General features: G+C 38.9%; 22 protein-coding genes. 6 read left to right on the top strand and 16 right to left on the bottom strand.

Translation table 11 applies throughout. The features are described from left to right. Positions 1-232, top strand: a 232-nt coding sequence (locus ACQKOF_RS22525; RefSeq protein ID WP_427562003.1) for a hypothetical protein, incomplete at its 5' end; no start/stop codon positions are given. Here ACQKOF_RS22525 and dinG read toward each other — a convergent pair. The 6 genes from dinG to ACQKOF_RS22495 all read right to left on the bottom strand — a co-directional run bounded on the left by dinG (position 213) and on the right by ACQKOF_RS22495 (position 7001). Then, positions 213-2984, bottom strand: coding sequence for an ATP-dependent DNA helicase DinG (dinG, locus tag ACQKOF_RS22520; protein ID WP_427562001.1), 2772 nt, complete (start codon positions 2982-2984; stop codon positions 213-215). The genes ACQKOF_RS22525 and dinG overlap by 20 nt on opposite strands. A gap of 127 nt (positions 2985-3111) precedes the next feature. Next, the gene (panD, locus tag ACQKOF_RS22515) at positions 3112-3495 is read right to left on the bottom strand and encodes an aspartate 1-decarboxylase (protein ID WP_427561998.1); all 384 of its coding nucleotides are present in this window, start codon (positions 3493-3495) and stop codon (positions 3112-3114) included. 1 nt (position 3496) lies between these two features. Beyond that, the gene (gene panC / locus ACQKOF_RS22510; RefSeq protein ID WP_427561996.1) at positions 3497-4351 is read right to left on the bottom strand and encodes a pantoate--beta-alanine ligase; all 855 of its coding nucleotides are present in this window, start codon (positions 4349-4351) and stop codon (positions 3497-3499) included. Further along, positions 4351-5187: a 3-methyl-2-oxobutanoate hydroxymethyltransferase gene (panB, locus tag ACQKOF_RS22505; RefSeq protein WP_427561993.1), complete on the bottom strand. Its 837-nt coding sequence runs from the start codon at positions 5185-5187 to the stop codon at positions 4351-4353. The genes panC and panB overlap by 1 nt, the downstream gene beginning before the upstream one ends. 378 nt (positions 5188-5565) lie before the next feature. Next, on the bottom strand, positions 5566-6327 hold the full coding sequence (locus ACQKOF_RS22500; protein ID WP_427561991.1) for a CPBP family intramembrane glutamic endopeptidase: 762 nt from the start codon (positions 6325-6327) through the stop codon (positions 5566-5568). A 2-nt stretch (positions 6328-6329) separates the two neighbouring features. Further along, complete coding sequence (locus ACQKOF_RS22495; RefSeq protein WP_427561988.1) at positions 6330-7001, bottom strand: TetR/AcrR family transcriptional regulator; 672 nt, start codon at positions 6999-7001, stop codon at positions 6330-6332. 358 nt (positions 7002-7359) lie between these two features. Between ACQKOF_RS22495 and ACQKOF_RS22490 the strand changes: the two genes are divergently transcribed. The 4 genes from ACQKOF_RS22490 (at position 7360) to ACQKOF_RS22475 (ending at position 10470) form a co-directional block, all read left to right on the top strand. Then, complete coding sequence (locus tag ACQKOF_RS22490) at positions 7360-7680, top strand: PadR family transcriptional regulator (protein WP_427561986.1); 321 nt, start codon at positions 7360-7362, stop codon at positions 7678-7680. After that, a complete protein-coding gene (locus ACQKOF_RS22485) occupies positions 7673-8272 on the top strand; it encodes a DUF1700 domain-containing protein (RefSeq protein ID WP_427561983.1) in 600 nt (199 codons plus the stop codon). Before ACQKOF_RS22490 ends, ACQKOF_RS22485 begins: the two co-directional genes overlap by 8 nt. Beyond that, a complete protein-coding gene (locus ACQKOF_RS22480; protein WP_427561980.1) occupies positions 8272-9105 on the top strand; it encodes a DUF4097 family beta strand repeat-containing protein in 834 nt (277 codons plus the stop codon). Before ACQKOF_RS22485 ends, ACQKOF_RS22480 begins: the two co-directional genes overlap by 1 nt. 840 nt (positions 9106-9945) lie before the next feature. Continuing rightward, a complete protein-coding gene (locus tag ACQKOF_RS22475) occupies positions 9946-10470 on the top strand; it encodes an N-acetyltransferase family protein (RefSeq protein ID WP_427561978.1) in 525 nt (174 codons plus the stop codon). A 138-nt stretch (positions 10471-10608) separates the two neighbouring features. Here ACQKOF_RS22475 and ACQKOF_RS22470 read toward each other — a convergent pair whose 3' ends face one another. From ACQKOF_RS22470 to ACQKOF_RS22445, 6 genes are all read right to left on the bottom strand, one after another. Then, positions 10609-11592 carry a biotin--[acetyl-CoA-carboxylase] ligase gene (locus ACQKOF_RS22470; RefSeq protein WP_427561975.1) on the bottom strand — a complete coding sequence of 328 codons (984 nt, stop codon included), beginning with the start codon at positions 11590-11592 and terminating at the stop codon, positions 10609-10611. A gap of 587 nt (positions 11593-12179) precedes the next feature. Then, entirely contained in the window at positions 12180-13358 is a 1179-nt protein-coding gene (locus ACQKOF_RS22465; protein WP_427561972.1) for a CCA tRNA nucleotidyltransferase, read from the bottom strand. Further along, positions 13345-14490, bottom strand: coding sequence for an N-acetyl-alpha-D-glucosaminyl L-malate synthase BshA (gene bshA / locus ACQKOF_RS22460; RefSeq protein WP_427561969.1), 1146 nt, complete (start codon positions 14488-14490; stop codon positions 13345-13347). The genes ACQKOF_RS22465 and bshA overlap by 14 nt, the downstream gene beginning before the upstream one ends. A gap of 33 nt (positions 14491-14523) precedes the next feature. After that, the gene (gene mgsA, locus ACQKOF_RS22455; protein WP_427561966.1) at positions 14524-14928 is read right to left on the bottom strand and encodes a methylglyoxal synthase; all 405 of its coding nucleotides are present in this window, start codon (positions 14926-14928) and stop codon (positions 14524-14526) included. 19 nt (positions 14929-14947) lie between these two features. Next, positions 14948-15745, bottom strand: coding sequence for a 4-hydroxy-tetrahydrodipicolinate reductase (dapB, locus tag ACQKOF_RS22450; RefSeq protein ID WP_370047946.1), 798 nt, complete (start codon positions 15743-15745; stop codon positions 14948-14950). Further along, positions 15745-16080: a nucleotide pyrophosphohydrolase gene (locus tag ACQKOF_RS22445; protein WP_427561962.1), complete on the bottom strand. Its 336-nt coding sequence runs from the start codon at positions 16078-16080 to the stop codon at positions 15745-15747. Before ACQKOF_RS22445 ends, dapB begins: the two co-directional genes overlap by 1 nt. Before the next feature lie 115 nt (positions 16081-16195). Between ACQKOF_RS22445 and ACQKOF_RS22440 the strand changes: the two genes are divergently transcribed. Then, entirely contained in the window at positions 16196-17065 is an 870-nt protein-coding gene (locus ACQKOF_RS22440) for a YitT family protein (protein ID WP_370047949.1), read from the top strand. Positions 17066-17207: 142 nt separating this feature from the next. Here ACQKOF_RS22440 and ACQKOF_RS22435 read toward each other — a convergent pair whose 3' ends face one another. The 4 genes from ACQKOF_RS22435 to qcrB form a co-directional block, all read right to left on the bottom strand. After that, positions 17208-17882: a zinc metallopeptidase gene (locus ACQKOF_RS22435; protein ID WP_427562006.1), complete on the bottom strand. Its 675-nt coding sequence runs from the start codon at positions 17880-17882 to the stop codon at positions 17208-17210. Positions 17883-17942: 60 nt separating this feature from the next. Next, a complete protein-coding gene (locus tag ACQKOF_RS22430; RefSeq protein ID WP_427561960.1) occupies positions 17943-18539 on the bottom strand; it encodes a DUF1405 domain-containing protein in 597 nt (198 codons plus the stop codon). Positions 18540-18873: 334 nt separating this feature from the next. Continuing rightward, positions 18874-19668, bottom strand: coding sequence for a c-type cytochrome (locus tag ACQKOF_RS22425; RefSeq protein ID WP_427561957.1), 795 nt, complete (start codon positions 19666-19668; stop codon positions 18874-18876). Positions 19669-19710: 42 nt separating this feature from the next. Continuing rightward, a complete protein-coding gene (gene qcrB, locus ACQKOF_RS22420) occupies positions 19711-20385 on the bottom strand; it encodes a menaquinol-cytochrome c reductase cytochrome b subunit (protein ID WP_049666761.1) in 675 nt (224 codons plus the stop codon). Position 20386 lies beyond the last annotated feature (1 nt).

Genomic DNA, 20386 nt, shown 5'->3' with positions numbered 1-20386 from the left:
AAGGCACTTCCTGTTCAAAATCGAACAAGAAGTGCCTTATTTTTATCTGAGAAAGGTTCGCTTTTATGAAAACGTAAGTTTTTCAGTGCCCTCCAATTTGTCGAGGGCTTTTTTATGCTCTGGTTGCAGCTTGGATTTCTTTATTCGCTCCGCTCCCTACCTCCACCTATCCGAAAAACCCCTTTTAACAAAACTGCTAAAAGGGGGTCCAGCTATTTCTGCCAATTATTAAGTTCCTTTAACAACTCAGGTAGCTGCAATTTCTTAACATCAATCGGTGGTAACGCCTTGACAAATTCCTTACCGTACGACTTTGTTGAAATGCGGCGGTCTAAAACGATAAAGGCTCCTTTATCCTGTGATGAACGGATTAAACGACCAAAGCCTTGTTTAAAACGCATGATGGCTTCCGGTAGTGATAGCTCATTAAAGGAATTGCGACCTTGTGCTGTAATATGCTTTGCTCGTGCCTTAAATACAGGCTCTTCTGGTGAGGAGAACGGCAGGCGTACAACAATAACCGATGCAAGTGCATTACCTGGAACGTCTACACCTTCCCAGAAGCTGTTAGTACCAAAAAGAACGGAGTGACTAAACTTTTGGAATGATTTCAAGATTCGCATACGACTACCACCTGTGACGCCTTGTGCAAAGAGCATATAGTCATCAAGGAGTTCACTATCTTGAATAAGCTCCACTGTTTTTCGAAGCATGTCCTGTGCAGTAAATAGGACAAAACAACGTCCTTCCGTCATCCGTACTGTACGTGTAATGGCATGGGCGACCGCTTCAATATATTCATCCTGTGACACATGTTGAATATCGGGCATATCTGTGACAATAAATGCCTTCGCTCCTGCATAATAGGATGGTGGCGCTTGGAGCTTTCTTACTTGCACACTATCAGAAATACCGAGTTGACGCGTCACAAAACGTTCATTGCCTGGCACAGTTAAAGTACCTGAAGTCCACACAATACTTGCCTGCTTCCGAAGTGGTACAAGTACTTTTTCAATGATAGGCGTGATATTAACAGGCTTTTTAAAGACGTGCAAACTCCCTGGAACGCTCCGTAAATCAAATTCTAACCACACTGAATTATCATCCTGTGGCAATAGGAAAATTTCCTCCCATTCAGCGATTTTCACTTTTAATTCACGGATCCAATAATGCCATTCCGATAATATATAGAGCTCATTTTTATCTAGTTGCTCAATATTATTTTCAAAACCCTGCCCTACTTCCGTCGCAAGGTCAAGCCACTGCTGTGTAAGCTTACTCACTTGTAAAAGCGGTTCTTTTGCTAGCGATACATCCTCTAAAAATAAAGTGCATTTGCTACTAGCCCTTTTTCCTTTTATTTGTTGCTGCATTTTTTGAACAGCCCGCTGAATAGTGTCATCGAATGTCCGTTGCAGGCGTATAAATTGTGCATCTAGTCGTTGTAAGCTTTGCATAGAAACACGTTGTTTTTTCTTAGCTGCCTGGCTAAATTGCTGGAACAAAGCAGTTTCCTCCATCGTTCCTATTTGACCGAAAATGTACTTCCACTGCGTATAGGAGAAGACAATTTCGTCTTGCTGCATAGCAGATTGTATAAATTGATGTGCTTCGTCAATGATCCATCCGTCAATTTGTGTAAAGATTGGTGTTTGACGGACTAAATCACTGAGTACCATAGAATGATTGGTTACAATGCAATCGGCAAATTCACTATTTTTTAACGCTTGCTCATAGAAATCAAAGCCCTTTGAAGGTTTTTCATCGGGCATTTTGCGGATTTTCTCTAAAAATAGTTGTCCACCACCAGATACATTAAGCTCACTTAGCACACCTGTTTCTGTTTTGGTCAGCCAAACGAGAATCTGCAAAATCGTAAATGTATCATCATAAGTTTCATCAGCATAAGCCATACATTGCTCAAAGCGTGCAACGTCAATATAATGCTGCATGCCCTTAAGAACAGCAATATTTACTTTAGTACCAAGGATTTTTTCAATCTTTGGGAGCTCTTCCTCAACAAGCTGCTCCTGCAAGTGTGACGTATATGTGCTAATCGCAATTTTTTTATCGACTGCTCGAGCATATAAAATCGCAGGGAGTAGATAGCCCGCTGTTTTACCAATACCTGTTGAGGCCTCTATCACGCACTCCCTTTTGTCGTTTAGCGCCTGCCAAATAGTGTCCATCATTTCGAATTGTGCAGGTCGTTGCTCAAAATTTGGCATCGCCTTTGTCATTAATGCTGTTTTGTCAGCTGCTGTTTGCGGGTACGATACAATGTCCGAGTTATTTGTACGCTTTTTTCGTCCATCAGAAATGGCCAAATTGCGATAGTAGGAGACATTCTCATTAGCAGTTACATGCTGTCGTTTAATTTGAAGAGCCTCGAAGAAAAGCTGGGATAAATTTGATTTTAATCTGAATGAGCGTTTATGCATTTGTTCAAGAGTTAGCTGTGGGAGACTGAGTAGCTCCCTCCAGCAATGTTTAAAGAGCTCAGCCGTTGCACGGGCATCGTCATCAGCTCGGTGTGCATTTGTTAGCTCTATATTTAAATCTGCCGCTAAATCACCTAGCTTAAAGCTAAGTGACATTGGAAATAATATTTTGGCAAGCTCAACCGTGTCCATCTTTTTACCTTGCCATTTCGGTAAACCTGCACGCTTGAATTCTGCTTGTAAAAAGGATAAGTCAAAATCCGCATTATGCGCGACAAATACACAATCAGCAAGCAGTTCATATATGTAGTCGGCATGTGCCTCAAACGGCAAGGCATCCTTTACATCCTCATCCGTAATATGCGTTAAATCCTGAATAAAAGTTGGAATAGCTTTACCTGGATAAATAAACTTCGTAAAGGTGCGCTCAATTTCCCAATCTTTCATAATAACAATTGCTATTTGAATCATTCGGTCCCCATTTGCCGGTGAATGACCAGTCGTCTCTAAATCAACAATTGCATACTTTTGACTTTCCATCATACATCTCAACTCACAGTTCACATTAGATAGATGAATTTTATCACATATTTGGCTCATCGGCATCCCTTCGCCTCTTTAGATTGAACACAAAAAGAAGCATGTACAATTTGTACATGCTTCCTCCCTATTACATCACCGTTGCTTCTGGTTCATAGGTAATCATTTCTTTAATTGTATTGTCTTCGCCCATAATGGCCACTGTTGGCTTATGATCTTTTGCCTCTTCATGATCTACATACACATAAGAAATAATAATCACAATATCTCCACGTTGTACTAGGCGTGCTGCTGCACCGTTCACACAAATAACGCCTGATCCACGTTCCCCAGCAATAATGTAAGTTTCAAAACGTGCGCCATTGTTGTTATTGACGATATGCACCTTTTCGTTTGGTAACATCCCTACTGCATCTAAAATATCCTTGTCAATCGTAATAGATCCAACATAGTTTAAATCTGCTTGTGTCACTGTAGCACGGTGGATTTTACTGTTCATCATCATTCGTAACATATTACAATCCTTCCTTCACATTAAAGATACAATTATCAATTAAACGAGTTTTACCAATATAGACAGCTACTGCTAAAAGCACTTGCTCCGTCTCAGTAGTTGCGGGTATTAAATCCGGATACGCTAATAGTTCAATATAATCTATATGGCCATGTGTACGTGCTGCAATGTGTGCCTTTGCTTTAGCAAGCGCATTCGCTGCATCACCATTCGCTAAAAAGCTATCACGAGCAAGCTGTAGCGCTTCATTAATTGCTGGTGCTTCAAGACGCTCCGCTTCACTTAAATACACATTACGAGAGGATTTCGCTAAACCGTCCTCCTCCCGTACAATGGGTACTACTCGCATTTCTAAAGGGAAATTAAAATCGCGTACCATCGTAGCAATAATAGCAACCTGCTGTGCATCTTTTTGTCCAAAATAAGCTCGTGTCGGCTGTGCTAGGTGAAATAATTTTGATACGACCTGTAAAACGCCATCAAAATGTCCTGGACGGCTCGCTCCACAAAGAATTGTTGCCTGTTCACCCGCATGAATACGAATACCACCATCATGCGAATACATTTCTTCAACACTCGGTGCGAAAACAATATCTACACCGACAGACTCTGCCAAAGCAGTATCCCGTGGCAAATCACGCGGATAGCTTTCAAAGTCTTCGTTTGGCCCAAATTGTGTTGGGTTTACAAAGATACTCATAACGACTAAATCATTTTCGGCACGAGCTGTTTTCGCTAATGTTAAATGGCCCTCATGTAAGTAACCCATTGTTGGAACGAGTCCAATAGTTTTTTGAGCTTGCTTAGCTGCTTGGATTTCTACGGTTAGTGCTTGGATTGTAGTTACGACTTTCATTACTTTACGCCCCCATATAGCTGATCCAATGCTTCCTCTTTCATCGTGAAGAAATGCTTCGGTGCAGGGAATGTACCTGCCTTGACCGCTTCTACGTAACTAGCAATTCCACGACTTGCTTCTTGGCCCATATTAGCAAACTGTTCCACAAATTTTGGCACATGATGTGAACCGTAGCTTAACATGTCATGATAAACCAAAACTTGCCCATCAGCCTCTACACCAGCTCCAATGCCGATCGTTGGAATAATGAGATTAGCGGATACCATCTCTGTTAGCTGATGCGGAATACATTCTAAGACGACTGCACACGCTCCAGCCTCTTGACATTTTTTTGCATCTTCAATGAGTTTCGTTGCCTGTTCAGCTGTTTTACCCTGAACTTTGTAGCCACCAAGTACTCCTGCTGATTGAGGTAGTAAACCTAAATGAGCTACCACCGGAATGCCAGCTGACGTTAATTTACGAATTGCTGGTAGAACATCGTCTGCACCCTCTAACTTTAGTGCATCTGCTCCTGTTTCCTGCATCATGGATACAGCCGTTTTCAACGTCTCGTGTACATCACCGTGGTACGAACCAAATGGCATATCCACAACAACAAACGTATCCTTTGCACCGCGACGTACTGCTTTTGCATGATGGACCATATCGGCTACTGTTACTGGCATTGTAGAATCATAGCCTAGTACTACCATACCTAGTGAATCTCCCACTAGAATCATATCGACGCCTGCTTCCTCGGCAAATTTTGCAGCAGGATAATCGTATGCCGTGAGCATAACGATTTTCTCACCTGCTGCCTTCATCTTTAAAAAATCTGAAGTTGTTTTCATCATGTAGTCCCCCTTTTTTAAGGAAAGAAAACAGAAAAACCCCTCTGTTCCTAAAATGGACAGAAGGGTAGTGTTTCGTTCGTTATCAAAAATCACCTCTTGTTGTTGAGTAGAGGCCATAACTTAATAATGGGATACGTAATCAAATCTCTTTGAGAGAATTGCCCATTCCATTGAATCAAGTTATATTTTTGAACGCTTGTTTTCTTCCGTCCCTGTCATATAAAGATCAAGGCAGATATTTATTGTAAATAGTTCTTACGTTTTGAAGGTGCCGTTCACAAAAGGATACTGCCCTTCGCACATACTATAACAGATTCCCCTAGTAATCTTCAAATATTATTTTCTAATAATTACGATCAATAACTATTACCAAATTCAAACCATTCGTTTCTGAAAGTTTGATTTTCGATAAACTTCAAACACTGTAAATAGAAACAGAGCAAATAATAATGTGAATAAACCAGACGATACGTTTGTAACTGGTACATAAACATCCCAAAATGAATTGGTTAAAGCGTGGAAAATAATACAGAGAAAAATACTTTTAGTAGATAGGTAAATGATCGTCAATAAAAAGGATAACGCTAAAGTTATTAGAGAAAACCATAGGAAGTTCATGTTCATTTGATTTGATCCAATGACAAACCATAATGGCAGATGCCAGACTGCCCAAATAACGCCCACAATAATTGTACTCGTGAAGGGAGACCATCTTTTTTGTAATGTAGGCTGTAAAAAACCACGCCAGCCGATTTCTTCTACCCCTCCTCCAATAATCATGATCGGCAATTCAAGTAACGCCAGATACATTGGATTCTCCATAGTTGCTCCACCCCATAGCGTTGGTAAAAAAAAAGCTGCAAATGCCAATCCGATTACAAATATGTACCAAGATACAGGATGCTTAAGATTTTTTACATTATGGATAAATGATTTGAACTCCTCCTTAGTCGAATATTTCTTTTTCAACCAAATCTCACAAATTGCAGGAGTAATTCCGCCGAGAATAAACAATAGCATATATATTGCATTGCCAAACTTCAGCAAATTTAGCTGTGTTAAGAAGGCTAAACTGCCCCATATTATCCAAGACGTTGCAAAAGTATAAAATAGAAATCTTCTTACCTCTATTCCCAACTTTAATCCTCTCCTTCTTTCGTACCCAATAGTAATAATACGGATTTGCAAAGTGTATTCATCAAACGAATCTCATCAAACTGCACTTGATCATTCGAGAACACCCCGTAACATTTTTGCAAGACAACGTCTCTCACAATGCCATCAATGGACGTCATTATAAAAGTAGATAGATCCTCTATCGAAATCTCAAGTTGAAAACAACCTGAAGAAATACCCTTATGGATTGAATGAAAAATTTGTTGCATAAAATATTGCCCACTTTCACTCTCATAAATGCTCGATAAAATTTTCTTTTCTCTATCTGGATTGTTAGCAAATAAAATTGTAAGCTCAAATTGGATTTTGCCAACTGTTGATACGTTTTCCTTCATGTACTCTCCAAGAAAATTAAATAATTTAATGATTGTTTTTGTGGGAGAATTACTCGTATCCGTAATTTCATCGATAATATGTTTATAGTCTGCATTAACATTTACTTGATTAATAACCTCAATAAGTATTTCATCCAGGTCTGAATAATAACGATAAATCCCACCCTGACTTACTCCTGACGCTTTAATAATATCCCTCATCGAAATGTCATAAAGTGGCTTAACTTTACATACTGTTATAGCTGCTTCTAAAATGCTGTTTTTCTTTTCCTGTACATATTCATGGCTTACCTTTGGCATTATTTCTACCTCCAAACATTTAAAATGACACCATTGTCATTTTTATCGTAATTCATATACCTTTTATTGTCAATTTAAAAATGACACTACTATCATTTTTAATTTCCGTTTGAACTTTTTAACTTCTTTCAGCAAGTGTACAAACATCCGCTGAAAGAAGTTAAAGCCTCCGGCGGATGTCACGGAAATCGGAAAAGAGTTCTTTGTGCAAGCACAAAGCCGATTTCGGACGCAATTATGCCGAGGTATAATTGATTAAAATTTGACAATTCAATGTGATATGTAATATACTTCCACCATACTATACGGCATATAATATAAAACCTTGTATAGGTATTACATTGTGAGGTGAGAGAAGATGACATTTCAACTTGGCTCAGCTTTACTTGACGCTTGTGTACTTGCCATCGTCGATAAAGAGGATGCTTATGGTTACTCATTAACACAGCAAATACAATCCGTGATGGATATATCAGAATCTACGCTGTACCCAGTATTACGTCGTTTACAAAAAGCAAATTGCTTAACAACCTACGATCAGCCCTACCAAGGCAGAAATAGACGATATTACCAAATTACCGAGCAAGGTCGAGTTCGATTACTGGAACTCTTAAAAGAATGGCAACAGTATAAAGAAAAGATTGATTGTGTACTTATAGGAGGGAAATATGATGAATAGAGCAAGCTATTTGAAAAAGCTACGGGGGAAATTACAACGTCTTCCAGCGCATGAGGTTGATGCTGCGCTTGCCTATTATGAGGAATATTTCGATGAAGCAGGAGAGGAAAACGAACAGCGGGTCATTCAACAACTAGGCTCCCCTTCTCATGTTGCATCACAAATAATGGCGGACTATGCATTAAAGGATTTAGAAGCAACCTCAACTTCGACTAAGAAGAATGTGTCTGCGATTTGGCTTATCATTCTAGCTATAATATCTGCACCACTTTCATTACCGTTACTTGTAGTCGCTATAGCACTTATTTTTTCATTTGGAGCAGTTATATTCAGTGTTATCATTGCGATTATCGCAACTGTATTGAGTATCTTTTTCGGTGGAATTGTTGCACTTATTTCAGGTTTCTTCATTTTAACTCAGCATTGGCCGACAGCGTTACTCTTTATGGGCGTTGGCTTTATTGTAACAGGTCTGGGCACTCTGCTTTTCCCAATCGTTGCTCGTTTGATCAAAACAATCGTTGTTGTTTGTGTTGAAGCATTAGGTAAACTATTCCATAAAATGATGAAGAAACGGAAGGAGGGATACTAATGACGTCTCGACATACCCATATTGCCATTACTATGATTGCTTTTGGTATACTGTTAGCTCTAGTTGGTTATTTCTCTGGTGGGAAATGGAGTTTTATGTTAAATGATGAGGGCATTCAATTACCAGAGAACAATAAACTAGTAAACAATTCCTATAAACTAGATGATTTCACTAATCTCAATGTTTACAATCACTATGGTGATGTTGAAATTGTTACTAGTGATCGTTTTGCATTAGAAACAAATGTTATTAATAATGATGATGTGACGTACAGTATTAAAGATAATACATTAACTGTTGAAACAAAGGCTAAGAAGAAGAATGGTTTAGAGTTCGGATTTGGTAGCTTCAGATCTCCTTCCATCAAAATCTATGTTCCTTCAGATGTAAAATTGAAAATCGTTGTCCTTGATAGTAATTTTGGAGATACAACCATTCGTGGTTTGAAATATCAGGAGTTAAATCTAATTGAAGATTTTGGAGACATTATATTTAAAGACACTACTGGTGATAAAACAGAGATTACACAATCATTTGGTGATATGAAGCTACAACAATTTTCAAGTAATGGCTTCGTTGCCGAAAGTGAACATGGTGATATTAACATTGATGGAACATTAAATGGTCAATCCACTATTACGTCTAACTTTGGAGATGCTACACTTCATTTACAAAATAAAAAAAGTGAACTTGGTTTTGAATTACAAACGGACTTCGGGGATCTTACAATTGATAAGAAAGATCAAAACGACAAAGTATCACAATTATATAAGGGTGATAACCAGCTAAAAGTAACAGTTTCACACGGTGACTTACAGTTAAGGTTAAAATAAAGGGCTTTGGCAAAACGAGGAGTTGATTTCCATTCCGGCTAGGCGCTTTGTCGCTGACGCTTCGCTTTCGCGCAGAGCAAAGCTTCCTGGGGGCGTCCGATGAGCCGCTTGGGCCAACAGATGTTTTTTGCGCGAAAGCGAAGCGTCAGCAGCACGATGTTGGTCACGAAGGCATTATCACAGGACGTGATGGTTTTAGCCTTCGTTCCCCTATGTGCTCGCTCCAGGGTCTCATCTGTGACGCTAATCCCCGAGGAGTCGCCTAGCCTCCACTCAACTTTTTTCACATGACATAGGTTTTAGTCAAAATGTCATCCCAAACGTACAATAATGGACCAAATATCAGAAATGCATTTGTATGGCTCAGCCCAAAAAAGAAGGGATGATTCCCGTTCCGACTAGGTGCTATCCTGAGGGCGTCGGGGCAACAAATGTTTTCTGTGCGAAAGCGTAGTACTAACGTAGCGACAGCAACAACAGATGTCTTTTTGTGCAAAAGCGTAGCCAATATTCGCGTCACTGTTAATTGTCACTTCTGTTCGATTATGGTGAGTAGTCTAGGACAGAACTCACCTCATTAAAAGTGCCACAACATCATAAAGATTTCCTTGACCATTTTGATTTTAAACACTATGAAGGTAGAATTTATACCCTTGTGATTCTGCCTTTATAGTTTTATGATTCAGTTCTTCCCTCTAAAAGTTAGTAAGAATTTTCTGTTTATTATATTCTATACTCATATTTTAGAAATATATATTTAATTAAAGCAGAATCTGAGGTGAATCGGGTCAGATACGTCCCTCATCTTGGAAATAAAATGCGACTTTCGAGGTGATCAATATGAAAATTAGAAAAGCAAACATTGAAGATGCTATAGGTATCGGAAAAGTACATGTTGACAGTTGGCGAACAACTTATAAAGGCATTCTTCCAGATGATTTTTTGAATAACTTATCTTACGAGCAGCGAACAGAACTTTGGAAGAAAAATATTTCAGATGCTACGAATTATGTACTGGTGGCAGAAAATGAACAAAATGAAATAATCGGCTTTGCAACTGGTGGCACGCGCAAAACTAATTCAATACCCAATGCAACTGATTTAACTTCTATATATCTTTTAGAGGAATATCAAGGAAAGGGAATCGGGAAGCAACTACTCAAAGAAATGTTCGCCTATTTTAAACAAAAAGGATACGAAAAAGTATTTGTTGAAGTATTAGCCGAAAATAAAACACGTGATTTCTATGAATATTATGGTGCACAATATGTCAATAACATAGAAATAAAAATTGGTGGAAAAATAGTAGAAGAGCTTATTTACGTATGGAATGATGTTAATAAAGTTACAGAAAAAATAAAATAGAGAGCTATTTAAATATTTTTTTCTCGAAAAATATAAAAGAACGTATATTCTCAGATCGATAATATACGTTCTTGTTTAATTAAAACAGAGAAGCAAGTACTCAACTACTATTTACAGAGTATGCTTGTAGTTTATGTTCTATAAAATTTTTATATCTCCAGCATAAATTGTCCGGACTGTGCCATTATCCTCTGTTAGCTGTAGTACACCTTCATCCGTAATCCCACTGGCAATACCTTCAAAGCGCTCGCGTAAAGTCGTGACTTCAATACGTTGTCCGATGGTACATGACATTTGTTCCCATAGATTTTTAATGCTAGCAAAGCCCTCCTTCACGTATAGATCCGTGAATTGTTCTAAATATTGTAAAATAGATGCAACAAGGGCTGCACGATTAATTTCCTCACCCGCTTCTAAACGTAAAGATGTCGCAATATCAGTAATTTCTGGAGAGAAATCTGATTCGACTTGGTTTGCGTTAATACCTATACCTACCAGCAGTGCTTGTACACGGTCTGCCTCAGCCTGCATTTCCGTTAATATACCTGTACACTTTTTACCGTTAATGAGTAAATCATTTGGCCATTTAATGGCTGGTTCAATATGTTTATATAATGTTTTAATAGCCATCGTAACCGCAATTGCTACGACAAGCGTATACGATGAAGCTTGCTGAGGAGTAACATCCGGTCTTACTATAACGGTCATCCAAATACCTGTACCATTTGCAGATTCCCATGGACGCGCCATACGACCACGACCAGCAGTTTGCTCCTCCCCGATTATAATCGTGCCATGCGGAGCGCCTTCCTGTGCAAGCTTATGGGCGATTGTTTGTGTTGAATCTACAACATCAAAATAATGAATTTCACGTCCAAAACGTTCCGTATTTAAAAATAGTTCAATTTGTGTTGGACTTAAGCTATTTGGCACGCCAGTCAGCACATAGCCTTTTTTCTTTACAGTTTCAAATGTATAGCCTTCCTCCTGCAGTGTTTGCATATGTTTCCATACAGCTGTACGTGATACTCCAAGAGAATCTGCTAGCTCCTGACCCGAAACCGCTTCACCATTAGCAGCTAATATTCTTTTTAAAATTTCATCCTTCATAGAAATACTCATGCTAATCAATCCTTTATTAAACTCTGCTATATTTTTATTTGCTTACATAATATTGATTCAATTGTATTAATCATACTTTAAATTATGACAATTAACCACAATCTATCAACAAATATCTTTTACACACTAGTTATTCGTTATTTTTAACTATCGTTGGATCACCGTCATAACAAATGGTTGATTTCCGTTCTGGCTAGGCACTTTGTCGCTGATGCTTCTCTTTCGCGCAGAGCAAAGCTTCCTGGGGGCGTCCGATGAGCCGCTTGGGGCAACAGATGTTTTCTGCGCGAAAGCGTAGTGCTAACGAAGCGGCAGCGGCACCGATGTTGGTCACGAAGGCGTTATCACAGGACGTGATGATTTTAGCCTTCGTTCCTCTATTGCTAATCTCCAAGAAGTCGCCCAGCCTCCACTCCAATCAACTTATACTCATGGTAAGGGTTTTAACAAATGTCACCTCCAACTTTTGGTGATAAGCAAAAAAATATTATAGAATCAAAAAATAGAGCTTAAATAAATAAGGAACCGTCTTATTTGTTTTTAAAGACGGCTCCTTGTAATACAGAAGTGATAAAAATAAAGGTTTATCATTCTTTTTTGAAATAATCTTGTTCTATCCAATGCTTTATCTGTTGTCGGTCATTTTCAAGCTTGCCATTCACAACTGCTTCAAGCATCGCCTGCAACACTTCTTTTACCCATGGTCCACCTTTTTTTCCAGACCATTTTATTAAATCTGTACCGCTTACAATGAGCTCTCGCTTGTGTCTAATGGGAAGCTTCGTCTGTATTTCATGAATACTTTGCTGTGGTATTTGAACGTCAAGCTGTCTCAGCTTTGCAAAATAACAAGCTGTCTCTAGTTCCTGTTGTGTATATAAAAAGTAATCCATTTTCGTCCAGCCATTTTTTAAAGCTTTTAAAGCTTCTAACACAGCTTTTACAAATGCCATCTCCTTATTCGATAAACGATAGTCACCTAGCACTTCTCGCCAATGATCACCCTGTAAAACCGCAAAATATGCCCAGCCTAATAGCTTATCCTGCGTGTTAAATTCATACCAGTCATCAGCTTGAAAAGTACCATTCAAATAATTCACTAAGCTACTTTCCTCAAGCTTCCTTATACCGTTAAAAACATCTTTCCCTACCCATAGCTTATCGAGCTCTGCCTTTATGCGCTCCCTCGCAATCCAAGAAATATTATCAGCCTTGTTCTTCATTGCTTTCAAGGTTTCTGATTCGATTAGAAAACCAAGCTGAGCCGAAAAACGCACGGCTCGTAGCATTCGTAATGCATCTTCCGAAAATCGTTTCTGCGCGTCACCAACAGCTCGAATTACGCCAGCTTCAATATCTTGGCGTCCTCCGTAAAAATCAGCATAAGAGCCATCACGACGCATCGCAATGGCATTCATCGTAAAGTCTCGGCGCTGTAAATCTTCTTTTAGCGAACGTACAAATTGCACTTCCTCTGGTCTACGGTGATCCGTATATTCACCATCTGTGCGATATGTCGTTACCTCCACCGATCCAGCTGGCACGATAACAAGTACCGTCCCATGCTGAATCCCTATATCAACCGTGTGATTGAAGACAGACTTTACTTCGTCTGGCATGGCATTTGTTGCAACATCTACATCGTGGGCTGGACGACCGAGTATAGCATCTCGTACTGCACCACCAACGATTACTGCTTCAAAGCCTGCGTGTTCTAGTTGTTCAATAACTGAATAGGCTGCTTGCCATTCTTTATTGTTTTGCATGATTTCTTTCAGCAACCTTTTCATACAATTTTTCATATTGTTCTACAATTTTAGATGAATGGAATTTTTCATCAACAGCACGGATAGCTGCTTCTCGGAAACGTTGTAATTTCTCTTCATCATTCAATAGGTTCACGGCATATTCTGCTACTGCGTCCGTATCACCTAATTCCACTATATAGCCGTCTATACCATGCTCAATGACTTCTGGAATACCGCCTACAGCTGATCCAATACAAGGTACACCACAAGCCATTGCTTCAAGTAAGACTAGCCCGAATGATTCCTGCTGTGATAGTAATAATTTCAGGTCACTTATCGCATACAATTCAGCCAAATTTTCTTGTTTGCCTAAAAATAGAACATCCTGCACGTAAGGACTTTCCTTTACTTGATCCATTACACGATGCTTTTCTGGACCATCTCCCACAAGTAACAGCTTTGCCTTCATGTTTGCACGAATCTTCATAAAGGCGTCTATTATATGCGGCAGATTCTTAATTTTACGGAAATTAGATACGTGAATAATCACTTTTTCATCCTCTTGAATCCCAAATTGCTCCTTTAAGTTACCTGAATTGCGCGGGAAGTATTCACGTTCATCAACAAAGTTGTAAATCGTGTTAATCGGCTTTACTGTATCAATAAGCTCATAGGTTTGTTGCTTTAATGCCTCTGATACTGTCGTAACGATATCAGATTTGTCAATGCCATACTTAATTGCCTGTGAAAGAGTGGAATCCTGACCAAGCACCGAAATATCTGTACCGTGTAACGTTGTGACAATCCCAATGTCACGCCCACTCATTTCACGTGCTAAAACAGCACAGACAGCATGTGGGATTGCATAATGCACATGAAGCACATCTAGTTCTTCATCCTTAATCACGTCCGCCATTTTACTCGCTAATGCTATATCATATGGCGAATATTGAAATACTGAATAATTGTTAACTTCTACTTCATGGAAAAAGACGGTTGGATAAATTTTATTCAATCGAAATGGTACGCTTGAGGTGATGAAATGAATCTCGTGTCCTCTCTCTGCAAGCATTTTTCCTAATTCTGTTGCAATAACACCAGAGCCTCCAACAGTTGGATAACAGGTAATGCCGATTTTTAGCTTTTTCATTCGATTATCATCCTTTCTAAATCACGTCTTTTTTTAATTTCGTCTTTCTTGAATCAGTCTCCAATCCACAAAGCCTTCTCGTAGGCCTTTTAGTAATATTTCTGCTGTTCCCATATTTGTGGCCAGTGGCACTTGGTAAACATCACAAAGACGAATAAGTGCAGAAACATCTGGCTCATGTGGTTGTGCTGTTAAAGGATCACGGAAAAAAATGACCATGTCCATATCATTATTGGCAATCATTGCGCCAATTTGTTGATCGCCACCGAGTGGTCCTGAACGAAAACGTGTGACCTCTAAGCCTGTAGCTTCAATAACACGCTCTCCTGTTGTACCCGTAGCAAACAACTTATGCTCATTTAAAATATCTCGGTATGCAATAGCAAACTGTACTAAATTATCTTTTTTACGATCATGTGCAATTAATGCGATTTTCATAATGCTTCCATCCCAATCTTTAGATGATGTTTTCTAAACCATATACAAGTTGATCCATTTTCATGACCTCTTCTACGCAGAATGCTACACCCGACATAAAAGAATTACGATTTAACGAATCATGACGAATTGTTAATAGCTGCCCATCTCCGCCAAATAACACTTGCTGGTGTGCCACTAAACCTGGTAAACGAACAGAGTGAATACGCATGCCATCAAATTCTGCCCCTCTTGCACCCTCAATTGTTTCTTTTTCCTCTGGATGTCCTTGCATTTTTTGTGCTCGCACCTCTTGAATCAATTGTGCCGTTTTAACAGCTGTTCCAGATGGCGCATCCAGCTTTTGATCGTGGTGCATTTCAATAATTTCAACATCAGGTAAATATTTTGCCGCTTCCTTAGCAAATTTCATCATAAGGATTGCCCCTATCGCAAAGTTTGGAGCAATAATACAGCCTAGCTCTTTTTCTTTAGCAATTGCTGATAATTCCACTAGTTGTTCATCTGTAAAGCCTGTTGTACCAATTACAGGTCGTACATTCAAATTCAAGGCCTCTTTAGTATGTTTATATACTGCATGTGGGCTTGTTAAATCTACCAATACGTCTGGTGCAGTCGCCTCTACAAGTTCAGACATATCTGTAAAGATTGGAGCCGTATAACTTGCCGGAAACATCTCCAGATCAGCTAATGTTTTTCCTACTTCCTTATAATCTAGTACAGCTACTAATTCCATTTTGTCATGCTTCATGACCGTATGTACAGCCTCAGCCCCCATTTTTCCCCTAGGTCCTGCTATTACTACACGAATTGACATTATTCTCCATCCTTTCTAGTCCAGCGATCTTTATCCCTTGTTTCAAATTTATGTATAACGCGTAAAAGTACTTCATCTAATTTAATGCCCTGCGCATTTGCAAAGCACACTAAAACAAAGAAAAAGTCACCTAATTCTTCTTCAATACTGTTTGTTTCCTCTGTACTCTTTTTCTTCTTTTGCCCGTAAACGTCCTGCACCTCGCGAGACAATTCACCAAGCTCCTCGGTTAGACGTGCCAGTAATTCAAATGGTGGGAAATAGCCTTCTTTAAATTGTCCTATATAATCATCCACACGCTGCTGTAAAGCATGCATTGTCACTTGTTCTGTCATCTAAATCACACTCCTACTTACCATCGTATAAAATTTACACCATTGTTGTCAAAAACAATAAAATATCAGATAATAGATAGCACTACTTCATTTGTTTGGAACTTCAGGAGGTCATATGCTAAAACAGATCAAAATCAGCAATATCATCGCAATAATGCTCGGAGCTGCAATTTTTAGCTTCGGCTTCGTCCACTTCAACATGCAAAATCAACTTGGTGAAGGTGGCCTAAGTGGGATTACACTCATACTTTATTTTACACTTGGCTGGGACCCTGCCTTAATGAATTTACTTTTAAACATTCCTATGTTTATTATTGGTTATCGTTTACTTGGGAAAAAATCATTTATTTATACGCTTGTTGGAACTTTATCTGTTTCAGTGTTCCTTAAAGTTTTCCAAAAGTATCAATTTACTATTCATTTAGAGGACGATATGTTACTTGTTGCTCTTTTTGCAGGGGTTTTTGTTGGACTAGGGCTCGGTATCGTCTTTCGCTTCGGTGGTACAACTGGCGGTGTAGATATTTTGGCTCGCCTTGGGCATAAATATTTTGGCTGGAGTATGGGGAAAACGATGTTCATCTTTGACGCAATTGTCATTATCCTATCATGGCTAACGTTTTTAGATGCACGTTCTATGATGTATACCCTCGTTGCGGTATTTGTTGGTGCGCGCGTCATTGATTTTGTTCAAGAAGGAGCATATGCAGCACGCGGAGCACTTATTATTTCTGAAAAATCTAGCACCATTGCTGAGATGATTGCCTTACGAATGGAACGCGGCATTACTATACTTGAAGGTCATGGCCATTTTACAAAGCAACAAAAAGAAGTTATTTATTGTGTCATTGGCCGCAATGAAGTTGTACGCTTAAAATCTATTGTTCATGAGGTTGATCCACACGCCTTCGTATCTATTATAGAAGTACGAGATGTTGCAGGAGAAGGCTTCACGCTAGACGACCAAAAACAACCGCTCCATTAACATTAACAACCTGCCTACTCTCACGAAAAAACATTTTACTTTTTCGATGGATGTAGGCTTTTTTTATATAATCAATTGTAAACATTGTTTAACGGATTAAAAAACTTGCTATAGTGAAATACCACTACAACAAGTTTATTAATTAGTCGTCATTTCGCATATTTGTAAAAATTAATACTAAACGTAATAATTCTAATACTGCTACTGCTGCTGCGGCAACATATGTTAATGCTGCAGCACTTAACACTTTTCGTGCTGGGCGCTCTTCTTCATTTGTAATAATCCCCAGAGAATTCATCTGCACTAACGCACGCTTTGATGCATCAAACTCTACTGGTAACGTTACTAATTGGAAAACTACACCTGCTGCCAATAATACGATACCTAAAAGTAACATATTTGCGCTACTTGCAAAAATACCAATCATCACAAATATCCAAGACATATTTGATGAAATATTTGCAACGGGAACTAGCTTACTTCGTAATGTCAGCATTGAATAAGCTTCTTTATGCTGGATGGCATGGCCAACCTCGTGGGCAGCAACTGCTGCACCAGCAATACTCGCCTCGTAGAAGTTACTTTCCGATAAAGCCACTGTTTTTGTTGCCGGATTATAGTGATCAGACAACACACCTTGTGTTGGAACAACTCGTACATCATATAAGCCGTTTGCATCTAAAATCGCACGCGCTACCTCTGCACCAGTTTGTCCCTTCATTGTACGTTCTTTTGCAAACTTATTGTACGTACCCTTTACTTTCATCTGTGCGTAAAGCGGTAGTAGCATTATTATTGCAAAATAAACAATATACATACTTGTTGACAATTTTCTAACCCCTTTCAACTTCGATACTATAATTCTATAATCAATTACCTAATTCGGCAAATATTTGCGCCACCTAATTGAGAAGATGGCTAGGAAAATGCATGTAACTGATAACCAAAAAGTAAAATAGCCAATATAGCTTGTATAATCTGCTAAATCTCGATATATAGGCATTTGGCCAAATACATAATCAATCACATCATTATGCAATGTCCATACCGCTGCCACGGCAATATGCCAATATGAAAAAACATATTTACCGAGATACAAAATTACTTGGACAGCCATCGCAAAATGCGAGCCCACAAGCATCCAGCCTTGCCAACCAATAGATCCAGTTTCAATCAACGTCCAAATATTCATCACATCAGCCCAGATTCCATATTTCACCGACGTAATAAGTGCTAGCACTTCCATTAACGGCCATTTTTTATCCATAATCCAAGCTATCAATACAAAGCAAAAGAATAAGCTCGCTGTTGGGCTATCCGGCACAAAAATATAAAAAATTGGCTTCGTGATGGCAAGCTGCCATCCATACCAATAATAACCGTAAATAGTACCTAATAGATTGATAATAAGTAATAGTATTAAAAATGACTTATGCGTAAGGAGATACCAGATGTTAGCACGTGAAATTTGCATAATTAAAACTCCTTTATCTTCTGTCTTTACTAAGATGCCTTTTTTAATTGTTATTATGTATAAACTAGTCTTTAATTTGCCACAATTTTTCTATAATCGCCGACTGACTGCCTAGCCTCCTCGGTTTGTTCACACAAACACTGTGTGGTCTTGAATCGCCAATTTTCCGGCAATAGTGGTAGGGCATATGCCTCTATCTTAAATAGTATGTATATCCTCATAAATATTATAGAACTAAAATATATTTTGCGGGAACTTTTTTGAAGCTGTAACAGTCACAATATTAGACTAGCAGAAAAAAAGAGCCAGTTTCCTGACTCTTTTAAAACAAATCTTATTCCTTAGCCTTTAAGCTCGCAATAAATTCAGCTAATTGCTTCGCTTCTTCGTCTGTACCGTGGAATTGACCAGCTGGCATTCCACCACGACCATTATGAATAATATCTTCAACTTCATCAGCCGTTAGTGTATTACCAAGCAATTTTGGAGCAGCTGGGCCACCGTTTAAATCAGCAGCGTGACAGCCGATACAAGTTTTAGCTTGATCACCTGAGTCACCGTTCCAAATTGCAAAACCTGGTAGTGATTCATCAATATCAACATCAACTTCTTCTATAATTGCACCCATTGCTTTTTGAGCTTCCCAGTCATGGTTAACAACTGACTCCCATGTTAAGTAGAACATAGCAGCTAAAGTTAATAACATAAACGCTGTTGGTAATGGGCGTTTAGATGGACGACGCTCTGGACTTTTATCTAAAAATGGCATTAATAATAGCGCTCCAAATGCAAGACCTGGAATTACAATTGCTCCAATAACATTATATGGACCTGAAGCATATGAGTATTTTAATAATTGATACATGAATAAGAAGTACCAGTCTGGTAATGGCACGTATGCTCTTGTTGGATCAGCTGGTCCTTCAAGAGGTGATGGATGTGCAACTGTTAATATTAAATAAGCTATTAAAAATACAGCACCAACCATCCATTCTTTTAGTAAGAAGTTCGGCCAGAAAGCTTCCGTCTTACCTGGATATTCGGAATAATCCTTTGGAACGTTCGGCATTCTGTGATTCGCTTTAATACGAGAATCACCAACAAATTTCATTCCTTTTCCGCGATGCATTATGTCCCCTCCTTTAAAAAATCATCGAACCGTCAAGAACTATTACAACGGCCCTGAAATTCCTTGACGACGAATCATGATAAAGTGTGCTGCAAGTAACCCAAACAATACTGCAGGTAAGAAGAATACATGAATCGCAAAGAATCGTGTTAACGTTTGAGCACCAAGAATAGTTGAGTCACCCGCTAATAAGATTTTAATCCATTCACCGATAAACGGTACAGATGCAGCAATTTCGATACCTACTTTTGTAGCGAATAATGCTTTCATATCCCATGGTAATAAGTATCCTGTAAAACCAAGACCCATCATTACACCAAAAATACCTACACCAACCATCCAGTTTAATTCACGAGGTTTCTTATAAGAACCTGTAAAGAATACACGAAGAGTATGTAAGAACATCATTACGATTACTAATGAAGCTCCCCAGTGGTGCATACCGCGTACGATTTCACCAAATGCTACTTCGTTTTGTAAATAATAAACTGATTTCCAAGCATTCACTACGTCTGGTACATAGTACATTGTTAAGAACATACCTGATAGTATTTGAATAACTGTGATGAAGAAAGTTAATCCTCCGAAACAGTAAACGAATGCTGAAAAATGATGTGCAGGGTTCACGTGCTCTGGCACTTCGTGGTCGGCAATATCACGCCAAATAGGTGTAATATCTAAGCGTTCGTCGACCCAATCATAAATTTTATTTAGCACT

The sequence above is a fragment of the Lysinibacillus sp. NPDC093190 genome, from assembly GCF_050280425.1.
In the GTDB taxonomy this organism is placed as follows: domain Bacteria; phylum Bacillota; class Bacilli; order Bacillales_A; family Planococcaceae; genus Lysinibacillus.
Note: the sequence above shows the minus strand (reverse complement) of the source record. Positions and strands in the feature narration are given on the sequence as shown.

Coding starts and splice junctions, on each gene's coding strand:
- dinG (WP_427562001.1), bottom strand. CDS start 2,984: ATGATGGAAAGTCAAAAGTATGCAATTGTTGATTTAGAGACGACTGGT.
- panD (WP_427561998.1), bottom strand. CDS start 3,495: ATGTTACGAATGATGATGAACAGTAAAATCCACCGTGCTACAGTGACA.
- panC (WP_427561996.1), bottom strand. CDS start 4,351: ATGAAAGTCGTAACTACAATCCAAGCACTAACCGTAGAAATCCAAGCA.
- panB (WP_427561993.1), bottom strand. CDS start 5,187: ATGAAAACAACTTCAGATTTTTTAAAGATGAAGGCAGCAGGTGAGAAA.
- ACQKOF_RS22495 (WP_427561988.1), bottom strand. CDS start 7,001: ATGCCAAAGGTAAGCCATGAATATGTACAGGAAAAGAAAAACAGCATT.
- ACQKOF_RS22490 (WP_427561986.1), top strand. CDS start 7,360: ATGACATTTCAACTTGGCTCAGCTTTACTTGACGCTTGTGTACTTGCC.
- ACQKOF_RS22485 (WP_427561983.1), top strand. CDS start 7,673: ATGAATAGAGCAAGCTATTTGAAAAAGCTACGGGGGAAATTACAACGT.
- ACQKOF_RS22480 (WP_427561980.1), top strand. CDS start 8,272: ATGACGTCTCGACATACCCATATTGCCATTACTATGATTGCTTTTGGT.
- ACQKOF_RS22475 (WP_427561978.1), top strand. CDS start 9,946: ATGAAAATTAGAAAAGCAAACATTGAAGATGCTATAGGTATCGGAAAA.
- ACQKOF_RS22470 (WP_427561975.1), bottom strand. CDS start 11,592: ATGAGTATTTCTATGAAGGATGAAATTTTAAAAAGAATATTAGCTGCT.
- ACQKOF_RS22465 (WP_427561972.1), bottom strand. CDS start 13,358: ATGCAAAACAATAAAGAATGGCAAGCAGCCTATTCAGTTATTGAACAA.
- bshA (WP_427561969.1), bottom strand. CDS start 14,490: ATGAAAAAGCTAAAAATCGGCATTACCTGTTATCCAACTGTTGGAGGC.
- mgsA (WP_427561966.1), bottom strand. CDS start 14,928: ATGAAAATCGCATTAATTGCACATGATCGTAAAAAAGATAATTTAGTA.
- dapB (WP_370047946.1), bottom strand. CDS start 15,745: ATGTCAATTCGTGTAGTAATAGCAGGACCTAGGGGAAAAATGGGGGCT.
- ACQKOF_RS22445 (WP_427561962.1), bottom strand. CDS start 16,080: ATGACAGAACAAGTGACAATGCATGCTTTACAGCAGCGTGTGGATGAT.
- ACQKOF_RS22440 (WP_370047949.1), top strand. CDS start 16,196: ATGCTAAAACAGATCAAAATCAGCAATATCATCGCAATAATGCTCGGA.
- ACQKOF_RS22435 (WP_427562006.1), bottom strand. CDS start 17,882: ATGTATATTGTTTATTTTGCAATAATAATGCTACTACCGCTTTACGCA.
- ACQKOF_RS22430 (WP_427561960.1), bottom strand. CDS start 18,539: ATGCAAATTTCACGTGCTAACATCTGGTATCTCCTTACGCATAAGTCA.
- ACQKOF_RS22425 (WP_427561957.1), bottom strand. CDS start 19,668: ATGCATCGCGGAAAAGGAATGAAATTTGTTGGTGATTCTCGTATTAAA.